This is a genomic window from Coprococcus eutactus (assembly GCF_025149915.1).
Taxonomy (GTDB): Bacteria; Bacillota; Clostridia; order Lachnospirales; family Lachnospiraceae; genus Coprococcus; species Coprococcus eutactus.
Map to the genome: position 1 here is coordinate 2856083 of NZ_CP102278.1, position 17656 is coordinate 2873738.

At 43.3% G+C, this 17656-nt stretch carries 13 protein-coding genes; 3 read left to right on the forward strand and 10 right to left on the reverse strand.

The window, feature by feature from the left end; genetic code table 11:
* Positions 1 to 62 precede the first annotated feature (62 nt).
* The gene (locus NQ536_RS12705; protein WP_004850744.1) at positions 63 to 3629 is read right to left on the reverse strand and encodes a DUF5717 family protein; all 3567 of its coding nucleotides are present in this window, start codon (positions 3627 to 3629) and stop codon (positions 63 to 65) included.
* A 197-nt stretch (positions 3630 to 3826) separates the two neighbouring features.
* On the opposite strand from NQ536_RS12705, the gene NQ536_RS12710 reads away from it, so the two are divergent.
* The 3 genes from NQ536_RS12710 (at position 3827) to NQ536_RS12720 (ending at position 7057) form a co-directional block, all read left to right on the forward strand.
* Positions 3827 to 4897 carry a pyridoxal phosphate-dependent aminotransferase gene (locus NQ536_RS12710; protein WP_004850747.1) on the forward strand — a complete coding sequence of 357 codons (1071 nt, stop codon included), beginning with the start codon at positions 3827 to 3829 and terminating at the stop codon, positions 4895 to 4897.
* A gap of 105 nt (positions 4898 to 5002) precedes the next feature.
* The gene (locus NQ536_RS12715; protein ID WP_004850749.1) at positions 5003 to 5644 is read left to right on the forward strand and encodes a type I phosphoribosyltransferase; all 642 of its coding nucleotides are present in this window, start codon (positions 5003 to 5005) and stop codon (positions 5642 to 5644) included.
* 399 nt (positions 5645 to 6043) lie between these two features.
* Positions 6044 to 7057 (forward strand): coiled-coil domain-containing protein, encoded by a 1014-nt coding sequence (locus tag NQ536_RS12720; protein ID WP_049937725.1) that lies wholly within the window; start codon positions 6044 to 6046, stop codon positions 7055 to 7057.
* Between the two features lie 111 nt (positions 7058 to 7168).
* Here the strand turns inward: NQ536_RS12720 and NQ536_RS12725 are convergent, their stop codons facing one another.
* The 9 genes from NQ536_RS12725 to NQ536_RS12765 all read right to left on the reverse strand — a co-directional run bounded on the left by NQ536_RS12725 (position 7169) and on the right by NQ536_RS12765 (position 17653).
* Complete coding sequence (locus NQ536_RS12725; RefSeq protein WP_004850753.1) at positions 7169 to 8887, reverse strand: extracellular solute-binding protein; 1719 nt, start codon at positions 8885 to 8887, stop codon at positions 7169 to 7171.
* The gene (locus NQ536_RS12730; protein WP_004850756.1) at positions 8884 to 9678 is read right to left on the reverse strand and encodes an ABC transporter permease; all 795 of its coding nucleotides are present in this window, start codon (positions 9676 to 9678) and stop codon (positions 8884 to 8886) included. The genes NQ536_RS12725 and NQ536_RS12730 overlap by 4 nt, the downstream gene beginning before the upstream one ends.
* The gene (locus tag NQ536_RS12735; RefSeq protein ID WP_004850757.1) at positions 9678 to 10478 is read right to left on the reverse strand and encodes an ABC transporter permease; all 801 of its coding nucleotides are present in this window, start codon (positions 10476 to 10478) and stop codon (positions 9678 to 9680) included. Before NQ536_RS12735 ends, NQ536_RS12730 begins: the two co-directional genes overlap by 1 nt.
* Positions 10479 to 10575: 97 nt before the next feature.
* The gene (gene potA / locus NQ536_RS12740) at positions 10576 to 12024 is read right to left on the reverse strand and encodes a polyamine ABC transporter ATP-binding protein (RefSeq protein ID WP_004850758.1); all 1449 of its coding nucleotides are present in this window, start codon (positions 12022 to 12024) and stop codon (positions 10576 to 10578) included.
* Between the two features lie 33 nt (positions 12025 to 12057).
* On the reverse strand, positions 12058 to 12282 hold the full coding sequence (locus tag NQ536_RS12745; protein ID WP_015534264.1) for a hypothetical protein: 225 nt from the start codon (positions 12280 to 12282) through the stop codon (positions 12058 to 12060).
* Positions 12283 to 12886: 604 nt separating this feature from the next.
* The gene (locus NQ536_RS12750; protein WP_004850763.1) at positions 12887 to 13780 is read right to left on the reverse strand and encodes a hypothetical protein; all 894 of its coding nucleotides are present in this window, start codon (positions 13778 to 13780) and stop codon (positions 12887 to 12889) included.
* A gap of 52 nt (positions 13781 to 13832) precedes the next feature.
* The gene (locus NQ536_RS12755) at positions 13833 to 15014 is read right to left on the reverse strand and encodes a M20 metallopeptidase family protein (protein ID WP_227909617.1); all 1182 of its coding nucleotides are present in this window, start codon (positions 15012 to 15014) and stop codon (positions 13833 to 13835) included.
* A 26-nt stretch (positions 15015 to 15040) separates the two neighbouring features.
* The gene (locus tag NQ536_RS12760; protein WP_004850767.1) at positions 15041 to 15823 is read right to left on the reverse strand and encodes a TraX family protein; all 783 of its coding nucleotides are present in this window, start codon (positions 15821 to 15823) and stop codon (positions 15041 to 15043) included.
* A gap of 372 nt (positions 15824 to 16195) precedes the next feature.
* Positions 16196 to 17653 (reverse strand): glycoside hydrolase family 32 protein, encoded by a 1458-nt coding sequence (locus NQ536_RS12765; protein WP_044997937.1) that lies wholly within the window; start codon positions 17651 to 17653, stop codon positions 16196 to 16198.
* Positions 17654 to 17656 lie beyond the last annotated feature (3 nt).

Consider the following 17656-nt stretch of genomic DNA (forward strand, 5'->3'; position numbering starts at 1 on the left):
TTATGAAAATAATGGAGCAGGCGCATTTGTGTGCGCTTGCGCGGGCCACTCCTTATGAAAAGTTAAAGCAGCATCAGGTTTGCATCGAAGAAATGACTATCATACAGGTATGTGTCCATAGCCTGTATCAGCTCATGATCATTCCTCGTCTCCTGACTCACAAGCATGTTGTTGATGAGTTCAAAGCTGCTGCCGCCGCCCTTATGGAATGTCTCGTTCTTCAATATGTCGCTCTCAACGACCACCGAAGTTCCGACAACCCCATCTATCGAATATATGAGCGATTCGCCATGGAACACCACGACCTCCTTCACGTATACCCCCGGTATGATCTCATTCATCCTCTCGGATTTGTAGTTCGCCATACTGCTGCTCTCCTGGCCAAAGCTATAGCTCACCCATACCTGCTTGCCACTCTCGCCCTTGAATACGACATATGTCTTGAATTTCATGTCACCCGGAAGTTTGACTATCGCTTCAAACTTTCTGAAAAACGGCAGTATCTTGCTGAACTCAACAAACTGTCTCACCGTAGTTCTTATCCACTCCTGCTGTTCTTCTGTATATCGTCCTGTCCTGTTGCTGAAGTAATAGAGCAAGCTCATTTTTGATATCTCATCCTTTATATTGCCCTTTGCTATCTCAAGGTACAGATCCTCCATTATATTGGAAGGTATCTTCTTGTCCTTTATAAAATACTGATGTGCGCAGTATCTGAGAAATGCCTTCACAACCATGCCCCTGCTTCTGCCGCGGTAATACACATCAAATATATCATATATAGACTCTATATAACCATCCGCGAACATCATCTGTGCAAGGATATTCTCCGACAGCATATCGATATTCCTGTAGTTGGAATTTACCGACTTAAACAGATTTGCCATCTCCTCAAGTGAGCCGTTATAATTATTTATAAGATATGAAAGTATCTTCTGTCCTGCATATCCGCGCCTGTATATATACACACAGATCGATATGAGCAGCCTGCTCTCATCATATCTCTTGTCATCTATTCCGTACTCAGCGATCTTTATCAGCTCATCTATGTCCACGTCCACATAGCCAAATCTATTCATTCCCTCAAATGCATTCTCGTACATATCAAGGGTTATATAGTATGTGTTTATCCTGGACGCGTACGATGGATCAACATAATCCAGATCGATCTTCGACATATATCTGCCAAGAATGTCCGCATCAAAGTTCTCGTGGTAGTACTCCACCATATGGGTGAGAGCCTCCTGCCTTACCCTGTAACTGACCTCCGGACAAAGCACGATATCTCTAGTCAGATTGATCTCTTTCGCATCCCTGTGGGTAAATATATCTATGTCATTGTAGAGGAACAATAGGTATCTGTAATCCTTGAAGCTGTACTCATGACATATATCTAGATAACTTCTCTCATCAACTATCCGCTCTACCCTGTACGGAATTGTACCCACATATCTTCCACCGTTGTCATCGAGCAATGTTATCACAGCAGATGGGGATATGATCTCAACATACGCCTCTCCATTAACTACCGGCACCTTGACCTCGCCCCCCAGTTCCCCATGGGATACAAGGATTCCTGTTATGTTCTGGTTGTCGCACACTATCTTTCTCTTAAATATTATGTTTATGATCTTAGAGGCAAATTCCGGCTTTACCGTTTCGGGGTCAAGGAACTCATCATATATGACTGTGAGATCATCACTCACCTTGCCCTGGAGTATCATCTTCTCCATGAACCGCTCTATGGCAGGAACAAAATCACGATATACCGACATCTGATCAGCCTTGTTCATGATGACACTGGCATAAATATATGCCAACTCATCATCTGTCAGCACATTCTTGTAGCTGAAGTATCTGAGTATCGCCTCAGGTATCTCATCATATCGTCTCCTGTCCATACTCCTGATAAAGCACTCGTTGAGCCCAACATACTTGAGATCCTTCTCTGCAGCATCACTGTAATACCTGTGATATCTAGGATCGTACATCTTGTCTTTGATGAGTATACCGCACATCGCCTCAAGAGTCGTTTTATCATGACGCATATCATATATCTGCTCAAGCATCTTAAATGAATGTTCATCAAATGTCTTCTGTCTGGATGCAGTCTTGACAAATTCCACTATGACATCCTCGGACACGAATTCATTTCTCATGCCCCATCTGAGCGCTGCGATTTCGAGCGGCGCAATCTTCTTCATCATAAGAGGCTGTTTGTTGAACATATCACATATCTCAAAATAGATCACAGGACTGTTCACGCCTTCGTTGAAAAGCTTCTGTATATCATCATAGAGAACCCATTTATCCTCTGTATAACTCACATCCACGAACAACAGAATCCAGAAATAGAAAAGCCTGTTATTCTTACTCGTCTCAAACTTCTCGCGAACCATTATTGCAGTCCTGTCGATGAGAAATTTTTCTCTTCTGAGCAGTGATTTCAGGTAGCTCAGATAGCACTTCTCCATGTCTTCCATACTAGTAAAGTTGGCATCAGCATCTATTCTGAGGAACTCCTGCTCCACAAATTCAGTATGCCCCTCGAGAATCTGCATGTGCAGCAGTCCAAGTCTGTACATTCCATATTCAGGTCTGTATTTTATGAGGGTATTCAGGGCATTCCTCGTCTCAGCGATATATTTGCCAAGGTCTATCTTGTCTGTTCTGAAGTCTATATATGCGCGTATCAGAGTCTCCTCAGCCCTCTTTATCGTGAATCTGGTCTGCCTGCTCTTCGGTGTCATCTTGACGACCTCCGGCTTCCTGATACTGACCCTGATCTTCATGTTCTGGTATGTGTTCCATATATATATGTATCCCGCAGACTCACCGTCATGTATCTTCTGCGGGTCTATCAAGAATGTTAGTTCAAATGTATTCCCATCAAAGCTGTTCCACTTGAGCACATTTGTCTCGGGAATAAGGAAATCACAATCTGATGCTATCTTTGTGTTGGTATATCCCCATGTGTTCTTAGCGATAGTCACCGATGCGCGAACAAGCTCCTTCGGCATCTCGACCAACAGATCATTCTGGGCAACCGACAAAGTGAGTGACCTCTTTTTATGTGTATAGACCAGGAATTCTTCCATAGCCTGACCTATTGAAAGTGAGAGCCCCAACGCGTCGTACACTCTGTGGAGTTTCTCATCCCTGCCTATAAAAGTGCGCACAAAATCTTCACTGCCAAATATCCGTATGGCATCTTCCCAGTTCTCCTCTGCATAAGACGCAAATTGAAACAGATCCTCAAGCTTTCTGTCTCCCGTCTGTATATACGGAGCTATAACCGTTATGTTATATGGAATTAAAAATTCACCGCCATCTGTGATTATGTTGATATGACCTTTAAAAGATTTGCCCCGTTCCAGTCCACGGGCATCAAATGAATAGCACACTGTATTTTTTCTTCCCACATACGTGTGACTCTTGAAATCCAGTATATAGCGGCTGTCGTACACCATCAGCTTCACTGGGCAGCTATTCGTGGTGTCAACCGAAAACTCACCATCATACACTGTACCTGCCTCGATATTCAATTCTAACCTGCTGACTGATATGGCAACAACCGGCCTGTCGACCTTGAATTCGCCACGTGCATACTGCTCAACTATTCCCTTCATCGCCTGGTCTCCTGTATCTGATTCTGTTGTCTTTTTGTCAATTTTTACTTGTTGTAGTTGTATTTGTAGTCCCCAATCGGTATAATTAACTAATAGACATATATTTTGATTATAGCAAAATATTGTTTCTTTTTAAACAATATAAAACAGAAAAATAACTTAAAACAACTGAATTCAACTAAAAAAGAGGTTTTTTTATGAAAAAAGGGGTTATCAATCTTACAACAGAGAATCTGATCAGTCAGGTTGAGACAGTTCGTGCAGATCTCAACATGAATCCACTTGGGATTCCTGATTCAGTGAGCAAAGCCATTTCTGAAAGTCTCAGTCAGCTGTCTACCTATCCGGACCGTAGCATGAAAAAGTTAAAAGCTGCTATATCTGCATACTCCGGAGCGGATGAAGACAACATCATAATCGGGGGAAGCTCCTACGAATTTGTGAAGATACTATGTGAATTTACTTCTCCCAAAAATGTTATTCTCATAACACCAGGAGCTCAAAACTATGAAAGGCTGCTCTCAATGAACGGCTGCAATATAACATACTACTCCACACCGGAAGAGGAGGATTTCAATCTGGACATAGCTGATTTTATCTCCAAACTGACAGAGGATATCGACATGATCTTCATATCCAATCCAAACGGAACAACTTCCCAGATAATCGATGCAGAATCCATGGAGTTTATTGCAAAGATATGTGATGGCAACGATATTACCATGGTGGTAGATGAGGAATATATGGACTTTGTGGATGATATCAGTGTCAACTCTGCCATTCCTCTTATATCTGAATATGAGAACGTGGTCGTACTCAGGAACACTACCAAATTCTTTGCTGTACCGGGACTCAGACTTGCATATATGGCCACATCCAATCCTGTTCTTAAAAAGACTCTGGAGATAACTGAACTCCCTTATAGCATAGGCAAGCTTGTAGAAGCCGCCGGAGTTGCCATGTTCACCGATAACGAATACATTTCCAAGTCAAGGGAACTTATAAGGACAGAGCGCAATCTTGTGTACTCAGCTCTATCAACCCACAAGACGATAAAGCTCTACAAACCATCTGCAAACTTTATTCTGATAAAACTGCTCAAAAATGATGTTTCCGCGGGAGATGTTGTGGAACACTGTCTTCCAAAGGGACTATACATAAGGAGCTGTGCGGATATCAGAGGTCTTGACAACAAATATATAAGATTCTGTTTTATGAACCCTAAGCAGGATGACCTGTTGGTCAACACCATTCTAGAAATTGTGTAATGCTAATTTAACGAGCATACGTTTTTTACCAGAATATTCAATCTGCGACCACTCGCAAAATATTCTGCGATTATAATTCAAATTTTAAAAAGGAGAATAAAGGCTATGGAAAACATTACAACAAAGATTACATCATCCTATAACAACGCACTTGATATAAAGGTGGTTGACGGACATTTCGCAACCAACCACTCCCATATCAACAAATACATTGACATGACAACTCTCAAGAGCAGAAGAAAAATGGCTTTGGCCGCTGCCAAATCCATGGCGACAGAGTACGTGGCAACCACCATCGTCGATACCATCGTTTGTATGGACGGCACAGAAGTCATAGGTGCATATCTGGCAAATGCGCTCACTGAGAACGGCATAGTGTCAATGAACCAGCACCAGACCATTTACATCATGACTCCTGAGGTTCACTCATCAGGTCAGCTGATCTTCAGAGATAATCTCCAGCCTATGATCAAAGATAAGAATATCCTCCTGCTTCTGGCTTCAGCCACAACAGGAAAGACTATAAAGCAGAGTATTGAATGTATCGAGTATTACGGTGGAACCATTTCAGGTATTTCAGCTATATTCTCGGCAACTGACGAAGTAGCGGGACACGAGGTTCACTCTCTGTTCAACAAGAAGGATATAGACGATTACGCATCTTATTCCGTTGACGAATGTCCTATGTGCAAGGCCGGCAAGAAGATCGAAGCCATTGTTAACAGCTATGGATATTCCATGCTGTAATACGATCAGATAGCTACAATATGCACATAATCATTACTGTATTGCATAAAAACACAGCCGCAGAATTGTATGTCAGCAATTCTGCGGCTTTAATCTTATTTTTCTGAATATGTAACCTTGTCTGGAACAAATTCTTTAACTGCGTCTGTATTCATCTGCATTTATACAATGTAATCTATTTTTATGTATTAATTTCTGACCCTCTATCTGATAATGTGTCCGAAAGGCACGTTATGCATGCAAACAATGCATCTAGCTATCCAAATAGTAAAATCACCCCCTAAAAAACCCCCTAAATTCGCTTATTTAACGCATTTGTGCCATTCTATTGACTTTGATTTTCCAGTAATGTATCGTGTGACCTACCAGCTGGAATACGAATTCTAAGGAGATTTTTATTTGACATATACAGGCAACAACAATATACATAACGAGATGATATTTGACCGTGCTTTCAAGAAAATATTAACCCTCTCATCAAAGGCCGTGACCAATATGATAAATGGTCTTTTTAGCACAAACTACGATCCTGATACCGCAACCATCAGCTATCACTGGACTGAACACCAAGCCGACAGCACCCTCAAGGCCACTCTTGCGGACACTATCCTGATACTAAACAACAAAGACGCATATCATATGGAGGCCCAGATCACCGAGGACCAGGAGATCATATTCCGCGTATTTTCTTATGGGTATGGCTATGCAGATGTCAACAAAGAAGCCATACCGGCGGACGATACAGCTCATCCCAATTTTGTCCTTCATTTTCCAAATCCCTGCATAATATTTCTTGGCGACGTCTCATCAAAAGTGCCAGACAAATATAATTTACAGCTTGATTTCGGAGATCAGAAAATCTATACCTACACTGTGCCAACGGTGAAGCTTGCCGATATCAGTGCGCAGGAACTGAACAACAGAAAGATGGTGATACTCATACCTTTTCACCTTTTAAAGCTCAGAAAACTCATGGCTAAAAACAGATCACATGACACTATCTGTTCGTTGAAAAAGCTCGTTGAGACTGATATACTTGGCAGTATAGAAACTAACCAGCAGCTAGGAAATATAACTCCTTCTGATGCTCATCAGCTCATATCGCTGACGAAGAAATTATATTCCTATCTGTATGAAACCTATACAGAAAGTGAGGAGGTACATGATATGATCGATCAGTCCCTGGAGCTTGAATCTGATGAACTTGTATTAAAAATGCAGGCGTTGGAGGAGAAACTTAAAGAATTAAACATCAAAACCGCCGAAGTAGACGCAGCAAATGCCAAGTTAGAATCTACTCAAGCTAAACTGAACTCTACTCAGGCTGAACTGGACTCTGCTCAGGCTAAACTCAGCGACGCCGAATCAGAAATTACACGACTCAAAAAGGAGCTTGAGCAGGCAAAGAGATAGCACTGTATTTGTATGTTGCTCCGCACAATTAAAACGACTGCCTTGGTGGCATGTGATTATCTATTATTGAAAACCACACACCATCAGGGCAGCCGTTTATCTTATATTATTCTATTTCCCAAGATAAAATTTCTTTGACCTTTTATGATATACGATCACTCCGGCCAGTGCACCGATCACCGCTGCCACAATAAACCATGCCCATGTCGGCACATCTTTGATATTGTAGCATCTGATGTTGATCCACATCTGGTTGATATCCTTGGTGGCATCCTCATCGAAATACTCCATGACCGCACTTCTCTCTATGGCGTCCTGTGACGGATACTGAGCCCCAAGCTGTCTGTTGACCTGTTCCGCAGGAGCTCTGAGAACGTAGTCAGGATCTGAGTTGTCCCCTGTGAAGAAATATCCAAGTGGATAATCAACAACATCCTCCTCGTCATCCTCTGCACCATAAGTGTAATCCAGATAAGAATATACCGTATCGTCATCCCCACCTGCTATGACTGAGGTATAACCAATGTAATACATGTTGCGGACTGCATTGTCAGGTCTTGACACAAAGTTGATAAACGCCTCGGCCGCCTGCTTTCTGTCAGCGTCACCGTCTATTCCATTTTTCAGCATGACCCATCCGTCAAAGTACAGATTTGTGCACTCCTCAGGGACCGCAAAGTCAAGCTTCACACCATCCTCCTCAGCCTGATCCATGGCATAAACTGCATCTCCTGACCACTGATAATTCGCAACAACCTTTCCTGTTATCATGTCTGCCTTACCGCTGTCAGTCTCAAATGAATACACATTATCCTTTATGTCCTGAAGAAGATCCTGTGACTTTGCTATAGTCTCAGGACTGACATCGTTCATGATATCCTTGAGCTGCTCTGAGTAATCATCCTGAGCCCTGAATTCAGTGTCCATCAGCTTGTCCCTCTGCAGTGCTCCGACTGCGGCAAAGTAGGAATCTCTGACATTGTCTTTTATGGTGATCTGTTTTGCAAACTTAGGGTTGTTGAGGACTGTCCATGTTCCCGCCTCGTCAGCAGTCATCTTCTCCGGATTGTACAGAATTCCCGTAATTCCAAACATGAAACCAGCCGCATATTTGCTCCAGGTCTCACCATTTATCTCATGAGTCTCAAATGTATCTCGAATATATGGCGACACACCATTTATATAATAATTCTTGTCGTTGTTCTCATCGAAAAAGCCATCGGACAAAGGCTCAAGCTTGTTCTCAGACATAAGCTTCATGATCATGTACTCCGAAGGACATACAAGATCATACACATCGCCGAGAGTCAGCATATTATAGAGATCCTCATTGGTACCGAAGCATGAATATTGAACATTCACCTTCACACCATAATTCTCGTAATACCAGTTCTCGAAATCCTCCACCATGGAATTCTCACCAAATATAGTTGTTCCATTGTCCAGTTCCAGGGCTTCGTCTTCATCCCAGCCACCCTCGTCAATGTACTCTTCCCAGCTGCACACCCTGAGAGTGACCTCTTTTTCAGTAGCAGATGCACCGTTGTTCTTGATGGACGCCGCATCATTCGCTGCACTGTCATTTGCTGAACTTGCAACTGACTGAGAGTCATCTGCCGAAGCTCCTGCATCCTCCGCCGCCATTACCGGCAGCATCTGTCCGGCAAGCAATGAAACAGCCATGACTGCTGCCGCCAGCTTTCTGGAAATCGAACGTCTAAAACATCTATGTCTTATCATCGCTCCACCCTCTCTATAATGTATCGCCCCTCTCTGCTTCGCGAGCGGGGCAGATCGGTGGAGCGCATTAAAATTATTCACTCCGTTCATAAGCGCTCCACCTCCTTCTTTCTTCCGGCCACATTCATAGCCACAACGATTATGACAACCAGTGCAAATATGACTGTTGAGAGCGCCCACAGGGCTGTCTTGATCTCAGTCTGTGAACCCTTTGTCGCATTTACAACGTAAGTACTTATGGTGTCAAATGTCGCAGGCTTGGTGTATGTCGCGATGAAGTAATCATCCAGTGACAGTGTAACAGCCAGCGCAAATCCCGAAATAATACCCGGAAGTATCTGAGGTATCACTACCTTTGTGAGTCCCTGGAAAGGTGTAGCTCCCAGATCTAACGCAGCCTCATACAGACTGCTGTCCATCTGCTTGAGCTTTGGCACTACCGACAGATATACGAAAGGTGCCGACAAAACCACATGGCCGATGACAAGTGGAACATAGCTGTCCTTGCTCATGCCGAATGCAACTATGAGCAGTATACATATAGAGAAACCTGTCACAACATCTGCATTTACAACAGGCACCTCATTCATGGCATTTATCGATGCTGAAGCCCATTTTTTTGAATAAAAAGCACCTATGGCACCGAGTGTTCCTAGAATGGTTGCTATCAGTGCTGAACCGGCAGCCAGAAGAACAGTTCCAACGATCATTGACCTCAGCTCATCTTTGGTGAACAGAGTCACATAATTGTGGAGCGACCATCCGTGAATGCTTCCGATATTTGCCGATGTCGTAAAGCTGTACACAGCCAGTATCAGTATAGGCATATATATGAGAAGCAGCATAATGCATATAAATATAATCTTAGACCATTTCTTCATTATAACAACGCACCTCCTCTGCTTCCACCGTCGTCATCCGTGTACTTGTTTGTCACAAGTGTGAATACAAGTATTATCACAAGAAGGACGAGTGCTATCATAGAACCGCCGTTCCAGTTGTATGCTGAGAAGTAGCTTCCTATCAGACTACCCATGATGTATGTGCTGTTGTAAAGCATGTCAAGCACAACATAGTTAGTCATCGATGGCAAAAATACCATAACTATTCCGCTGACGATTCCCGGAACGGTGAGCGGAAGTGTGACCTTGACAAATGTCTGGAAGCTATTTGCCCCAAGATCCACAGCGGCCTCCATAAGGCTGCCGTCAAGCTTCAATATGGTTGTGTATATAGGAAGTATCATAAATGGCAGAAAATCATATGTCATTCCTATAACCGAATTGAGAAACGGGTGGAATGCCAGATTGCCCTCTATAACCGTGAGTACTTCCTTGAGTGCTGTGATCCTCAGTGTGAAGTTGATCCACATCGGGAGCACGAACATCATGACAATTACCGATTTCCTTTTCATCTCACTTCTCGCAAGTATATATGCGATCGGATAGGCCAGCAGCAGACACACCAAAGTAGTCGCTATGGCAAGCAAAAAGCTGTATGCCAGAGTACCTATGGTGTTCGGGCTGGTAAAGAATCCCGTCAGATTGTCAAATGTAAACCTGCCCTCGCCGTTGGTGAAGGCATAATAAATAATTACAAACAGTGGTGCAACTACAAAGCATATGAGAAATAATGCGTATGGGATGCCCAGCTGTTTTCTTGAAAAACGTAAGCCGTTCATGTATATCCCTCCATTTCTTGAACATCAGCCCATTAAAAGTCGCCTTCGGCGAGGGGCTGACGCTACATGTCAAGTTTTCAGAGAAAACTTGACACACTTATCTCTTAAGTGAAAACTTCATCTTATCCTCTGGAATTATCAGGCTGACTCTGTCCTCCATGTTCCACAGGTACTCGTCATCCACGATAAAGTCCTCCTCATTGTCAGTTCTCACCACATAGCTGTAGTGGTCTCCCTTATATATAAGATTGATGATATGTCCGCAGAGTATACCAGCTTCCTCGTCATCACTCATGTCGATATCCTCTGGAAGTATAGATACTATTACCTTGATCTTCTCACGGTCTATCGCCTCACCATTTGCATCCACCAGCACGCCATCCTTCATGGCTGAACCCGGAACGATCTCCGTGAGGTCGCATGATACCTTACCGTCAAATACGCCGAGGGCATAATTCCTATTGACTGAGCTCTCAATCTTGTTGATTGCAGTCTCCGATATCATGATGTGTATTCCATCAGGTTCAACATTGAGGCCAACCTTGTCTCCAACCTTGGCGGACTTTGTGGTCTGAATAACTATCTCATTTCTTCCGGACTCAACGGTGATCTCATAGTGAACACCCTTAAATACTACGGAGGTCACAACGCCCTTTACAGCGCCCTGTTCAGGTGTAGTGATCATCACATCCTCCGGTCTTACTACGGCGTCCACCTTTGTTCCAATCTCCACGTCATCCAGACAGACAAATTCTGCACCACAGAATCTTACCTTTAACTTGCCCGTCATGATTCCGTTGAAGATGTTACTCTCGCCTATGAAATCCGCAACAAATGCGTTCTTTGGCTCATTATATATATCTTCAGGAGTTCCTATCTGCTGTATCTCACCCTCGCTCATGACAACTATCTTGTCTGACATGGTGAGCGCTTCCTCCTGGTCATGTGTTACATAGATAAAAGTGATTCCCAGCCTGTCATGCATTCCCTTGAGCTCTATCTGCATCTCTTTTCTCATCTTGAGATCCAGTGCGCCAAGAGGCTCATCCAGAAGAAGTATCTCTGGCTCATTGACAAGGGCTCTCGCTATAGCTATTCTCTGCTGCTGTCCACCAGAAAGCGTGGCGACTTTTCTGTCCTCAAAGCCCTCAAGGTCAACCATCTCAAGGACCTTCTTGACCTTCTTCACGATCTCTGCCTTAGGAAGCTTCTTGAGCTTGAGGCCAAATGCTATGTTGTCAAAGATATTCAGATGTGGGAACAGCGCATACCTCTGAAAGACCGTGTTGATAGGTCTCTTATTTGGTGGAAGCTTGCTGATATCCTGTCCATCCAGTAATATCTCTCCTGAAGTAGGAATCTCGAATCCTGCTATCATTCTAAGTGTCGTGGTTTTTCCGCAGCCTGAAGGGCCTAAGAACGTGACGAACTCGCCTCTCTTCACTTCGAGGTTAAAGCCGTCAACTGCTGTGAATCCATTGTCATAGGTCTTGACAATGTTTTTCAATTCAATGATATTGTTGGAATTATTGTTGTTTTTTTCCATTTATTTCCTCCTTAAGTATCGTGACATACTCCGTCACTTACTTACAGTGCCCCAACAAAGCGCATTTGTCATCTGCCATTCCAAATGGACGACAAGAGCGACCGCCCCGCCGTCAGCGGACAACAAATCCACGCTCCATGTATCACTGCTGTATATCTCACCAGCCCGGGGAGCAAATAACGAAAAGCCTATCTGATAGCTCTCCTCGCATGAGCACAACTTTATCTTGCCCTCATACTGTCGGGGAATCAAAAACATGTTAAGAAAAAACCCCTTTATGATACCGGGTGATGGCATGGATCACGGTTAGTAGCCCTATCCACCTGCCTCTCCATGTCGAGATACATTTTAAGGCACGATATCAAGGGTAAAATAGCTAACAGACTTCCTATTTTTCCCAAAATCCACGAAGATCATCCTGCATTTTATGCAGAAAAATCGACCCTGTCTCCAAACATTCCGCATATTCGCGGCTGCATCCCTGCAATTTGAAACAAAGTCGATTTATTCTAACATATAATCATTGGTAATGATATATATTTTCATTTAATTCTTTAACAAAACAGGTCGTTACCTGTTATTTCATTCTGAACAATTCCGGAATGACTCAAGAGGCAGTCACATTTTACTGAATCCATCAAATCCGAATCACTATTCAGATAATAGCTAATAAATTCTAGATCAGAAGTACCGCCAGCTGCACCAGTGCTGACAGCCATATGAGAACCACCAGATATATCTTTGCCGCTTTTGTCATGTCGAACCTCCACACACATCCCTTTTACAACTTGTTATTATTATGTTCTACGAGAGGGATTTTATGCCTGAACAGGCACAAGTTTACGCAAAGATCGTGCAAAAATCATCTGATGATACTTCTTTCCGTTTTCCCATATTTCCATGTATATACATACGTAAGCTTCATCTGCCCGTGCTCTGACTGCCATTCAAGATGTCCGTCTTTCATCCGAAAATCTATGCTCAGCTTGTCCGTGTCTATCTCTCCTGGCTGGTATGTTCCATCTTGGCCGTCACGAGATGCATCGCTTATACCAGCGACCTCGTATCTCACCTTCTCAACATCCGCCTCCACCTGCGCTTTGGCCATGTAACCAGCCGCAGAAAACATAGCCAGATCAAAAATCACGGATACAAAGCCAGCCAAAAGTATAGTCATAATCTTCTTAAACAGATAGGTTCTTACCTTTCTGTCATCGACTGGTTCAAGCCTTCCTCTATATTTTCTATTGTCAGACTGTCTATAATATACAACTGCCCCAGCCACCCAGAATACAACAACAATACACAGGCATATTCCAGGAAGCGACACTCCGGGGAGCCAGCGCCACCACCCTACATAATACTTTATGACCACCACTGCAAAACAAAGTGCACATGCAGCCGTGATACATGCTGATATCACGCTATCCCTGTCCCTTCCATCAACGATGCAATAATCTTCTCGTTCTCTCGGCAGATTTTCTAGCACACAATTATATTTCCTTCTGTCATCTGGAACCTCATATCCGGCCTTGCCCAGTTCTCTCAGGTACAGCCATGCGTCCAGGCAGGCAAGCCACAAACCAGCCATAGGGCAAAATGTTATAACACCCGTAACCATCATAACATCGCAAAATGTACTGACAATATCATCAAAAAACACACCACAGATCATTCCTGCAAGTGTAGGAACAGATACCACCACCGCGGTGGTCAGAATTATACGCATTACGCGTCTGTCATATTTTATCTTCATACGACTTTACCCCATTTTCGAACATCAAATAACTTATTATCTCCTACCTGCACTACATCAATGCCAGCCCCACAAACATCTTAACTGCTGTCTCTATGATCTCATCCGGGAACTCGAATCCCGCCGTGTGGAGCTGGGCATGATCCTCACCATCACCTATGCCAAAGAATGCCCCCTTTGTCTCCTGCAGATAGTATCCGAAGTCCTCCGACCACCTCATCGGCTCAGCAAGTTCTGTGACCACAATATTCTGGTCAGCAGCACATTTTCTCAGTTTGTCCACATTCACAGCATGATTTTCCGTTGCCGGGAACCGCTCTATCTCCTGTATATCAAGGGTGAAGCCCCCATCGTCCGCAGTATTTTGTGCAATCTGCTTTATCTCATCCACATACCCGGCAAATATCTTTTCTCTCTCAGCCCTCACCGTCATGCGCAGCGTTCCTTCTGATGCAGCCACACCGTAATTGGCACTTCCAATATCCATTCCGATGAGCGTCATCCTGACAAATCCCCTGCTGCGATTGTACTCCTCCGTAAGCTTCTCTACCTCCAGCAACAGCCTGGCAAGCGCAGGTCCCGGATTCTTTCCCGCCTCAGGATATGCCGCATGGCTGGCAGCACCAGCCATATGTATCTCAAGCCCCGTTGATGCGCATGCAAATGTTCCATCTATCGTCAGCACATGATTTCTCGGATATCCCGGTATGTTATGAAGTCCATAAACCTCACCTATATTCTTCTCAACTATAAGATCTCTGCACAGCCTTGCCCCGGCACCAATCTCCTCGCCGGGCTGGAAAATGAAATAGACGTCCCTGTTAATTATCTGATTCTGGCAAATCACTCCAGAATTGTCATTTATATCACACACATGCGTATTTCCGCATTTTTCCATTGCACGGGACAGCCAGGCCGCAGCCCCACATAATATACTGCTATGTCCATCATGCCCGCAGTAATGTCCCGGCTTTCCATCCTGCCCACACACTGCATCCATGTCTGCCCTAAACGCGATCGGCGTTCTTTCTTCATCCCCTATTATGTCATAAGAAGATTTCAGCACCGCATAAAACCAAGCACCTCTATCCACGATCTCAAGGTCAGTATTCTCCCTGAGAAACGACATGAGCATCGCCTTAGTCCGCATCTCATGCATCGAAGCCTCAGGAATACTGTGAAGCCTGCGCCTGAGGTCATATGTCTTTATCATCAGCTCTTTGTCAATTTCCATAATGCCTCCGCGCTCCTTCTCATCTATCACAGCCCAAGACACATCCTTATAATACCGAGTATCAGCATATGCACTGGATAGAACAGGTAATTCACCAGCTTATTCTGCCTGCCGCGCTTGCCATTGTATGTCAAAGTCAGTCCAAACCCCAACAGTGCCCACGGTTCCTTGAACATCGCCAGGTAGCAGAACGGTATTGCAATTGCGGACTTTTCATGAAATATATACAGGAAATATCCTATAAGTATGGCATGGTAGTCATAATCAACCGCAAGATTCATCGATATAAGACACACTATGGCAACTATCGGTATCGTTGCTATAAACCATACTGCCTTGGGAAGCTTCTCCATTTTTTTCCTCAGCACATCTATGATCCATATCATTGCCAGCACCATCGCCAATGTAAACATAATATTATTTGCATTCCATTCAAAGAATACGCCACTGGAGAACATGTCATAAGGGATCTCAGATATCACACCAAATATAAGCAGCATTCCAAGATACCTCCACTTGTTTCTCGTATGAAAATATCCTTCCACAAGCATATATATGAATATTGGGAAGGCTATCCGTCCCAGGACATCAAATACATCACTTACAGCCGATATTATTCCACCGTCCAGATACGGATACAGCAAAGTCTTATTCGTATGATCTATAAGCATTGAAATGAACGCTATATACTTAAGCTGTGCTCCGGAAAGCAGACCTATACCGTTCAATGTTATTTTTCTGCATGTTCCACAAGTTGTATCCTCTGCCTGCTCAATGTTATTTTTTGTTTTATAATTATGAACTTTCATGCAATTTCTCCTTTATTTTCCCAACATTTACTGATGTTTTAGTCCTAATAAGTATAGTGGTCGTTTTTAGAAACCTAGCACTGATGCACTACCACACTTTTCAACAGTGTTTTCACTATAAGTATAACATAACTGCATTGAATAACAGAGCTTAACTTTTTTTCAATACGCTTAAATTTATGACATTGCGCATTTACATGTAGTCAGCATATTTGCTGGATAAATAAACAAAATACCAGTCTGCAAAATCAGATGTTTTTTCTAATCTTTGCAAGCTGGTATTTTTATCACATGTATTTAGGTTTTCAAGAATTTTATTGTATAATAAACTCTTCTATTTCTTTCAAAATTTGATCAATCAGAGCATATGACTTATATGTTCAGATCGTATTTCTCCACCTCAAGTTCCACACATCCGTCAGTTTCAAATACAATATCCTGAGCATTGCGCGGTGTATATATAACTGTAGACAGCACTTGTTCCCCATCATTTACAAATATCTCTATGGAATTCCAATCCATCACTATTCTCATTTTTGAAAGACCATTGCCATTCTTGATTTTGACCTTGCGCACACAGTTTGTATCACGTATCCATCCCGCAAATGTTCTGTCTATCTCAAGCATTTGTGTTCCCGGGGTATAGCTGACATTGGTTTCATGAATCTCATCCTTTGCAAAGTGCATTGTAAAATGTCCGCAGTCAGCTTTCTTTATATCAACTGTCATATCGATAACTCTGCCGTTAATGCCTTCATATGTCTTCTCACCACGCAAAGTATCATTAACTACCAGCTTGTTCTGCCTGTATCCACAAAGCTCTCTGACCGGAGTCTGGATCAGCTTGCCATCAGAGATCATTAGCTCTCTAGGAACTGACATCATACATGCCCACTTCTGTCCACGTGGCAGCGTATTTACGCTGTCCCAAGACTGCATCCAGCCAATCATCACTCTTCGTCCATCAGGTGTCATTATAGTCTGCGGTGCATAAAAATCAAATCCACTGTCCACAGATACCGCTTTTTCATACTTAAAAATATGGTTCTCTTCATCCACATCGCCTATGAAGAATACCACGTTATTTCCATTGTGAAACTCTCCATCTGCTGACATGTCCTGTGGGGATACTATAAGCAGCTTATGTCCATCCATCTCAAAATAGTCTGGGCACTCCCATACTACGCCAAATCTGCCTGTTTCATCCTTTGCAAATACTGATTCAAATTTCCAGTTGTACATATCATCTGAAGAAAACAGTACAACCTGAGGGATTCCATCATATGTCCGGTTTCCAGTCAGCATATAGTACCTGCCGTCCTCATCCTTCCAGACCTTCGGATCTCTGAAATCAGCACGGCTGCATTCCTCTGGCATGATCTTCCCATCGACAACAGGATTGCCGGATATTTTTTCATAACTAATTCCATCGCCTACAGCCATACACTGGTTTTGTATAACATTCTTAGTTCCATCAGCCAGTTTTTCCTCAACTACTCCTGTATAGAACAATACATGCTTCCCGTCATTCTCTATAGCAGTTCCTGAAAAGCACCCAAATGAATCAAATTTCGAGTCTGGCGCCAGCGCAGTTGGAAGCTCTTCCCATTTTATGAAATCCTTTGAACTGGAGTGTCCCCAGTGCATCGGTCCCCACTCTGTACTGTATGGATGGAACTGGTAAAACAAATGTGCCTTTCCTCCATATATGGAAAACCCATTTGGATCGTTTAACCAGCCCACCGGAGTTGTGAGGTGGAACTCCGGCTTATCTGCTCTGTCTACTCTGTTCTTTTTTATATATTCATCTGCCTTCTGGCATGTGTACATACT

Bases quoted from the DNA above. Each gene is read 5' to 3' on its own strand.
- NQ536_RS12705 (WP_004850744.1), bottom strand. From the start codon at position 3,629: ATGAAGGGAATAGTTGAGCAGTATGCACGTGGCGAATTCAAGGTCGAC.
- NQ536_RS12710 (WP_004850747.1), top strand. From the start codon at position 3,827: ATGAAAAAAGGGGTTATCAATCTTACAACAGAGAATCTGATCAGTCAG.
- NQ536_RS12715 (WP_004850749.1), top strand. From the start codon at position 5,003: ATGGAAAACATTACAACAAAGATTACATCATCCTATAACAACGCACTT.
- NQ536_RS12725 (WP_004850753.1), bottom strand. From the start codon at position 8,887: ATGAACGGAGTGAATAATTTTAATGCGCTCCACCGATCTGCCCCGCTC.
- NQ536_RS12730 (WP_004850756.1), bottom strand. From the start codon at position 9,678: ATGAAGAAATGGTCTAAGATTATATTTATATGCATTATGCTGCTTCTC.
- NQ536_RS12735 (WP_004850757.1), bottom strand. From the start codon at position 10,478: ATGAACGGCTTACGTTTTTCAAGAAAACAGCTGGGCATCCCATACGCA.
- potA (WP_004850758.1), bottom strand. From the start codon at position 12,024: ATGGAAAAAAACAACAATAATTCCAACAATATCATTGAATTGAAAAAC.
- NQ536_RS12745 (WP_015534264.1), bottom strand. From the start codon at position 12,282: ATGTTTTTGATTCCCCGACAGTATGAGGGCAAGATAAAGTTGTGCTCA.
- NQ536_RS12750 (WP_004850763.1), bottom strand. From the start codon at position 13,780: ATGAAGATAAAATATGACAGACGCGTAATGCGTATAATTCTGACCACC.
- NQ536_RS12755 (WP_227909617.1), bottom strand. From the start codon at position 15,014: ATGGAAATTGACAAAGAGCTGATGATAAAGACATATGACCTCAGGCGC.
- NQ536_RS12760 (WP_004850767.1), bottom strand. From the start codon at position 15,823: ATGAAAGTTCATAATTATAAAACAAAAAATAACATTGAGCAGGCAGAG.
- NQ536_RS12765 (WP_044997937.1), bottom strand. From the start codon at position 17,653: ATGTACACATGCCAGAAGGCAGATGAATATATAAAAAAGAACAGAGTA.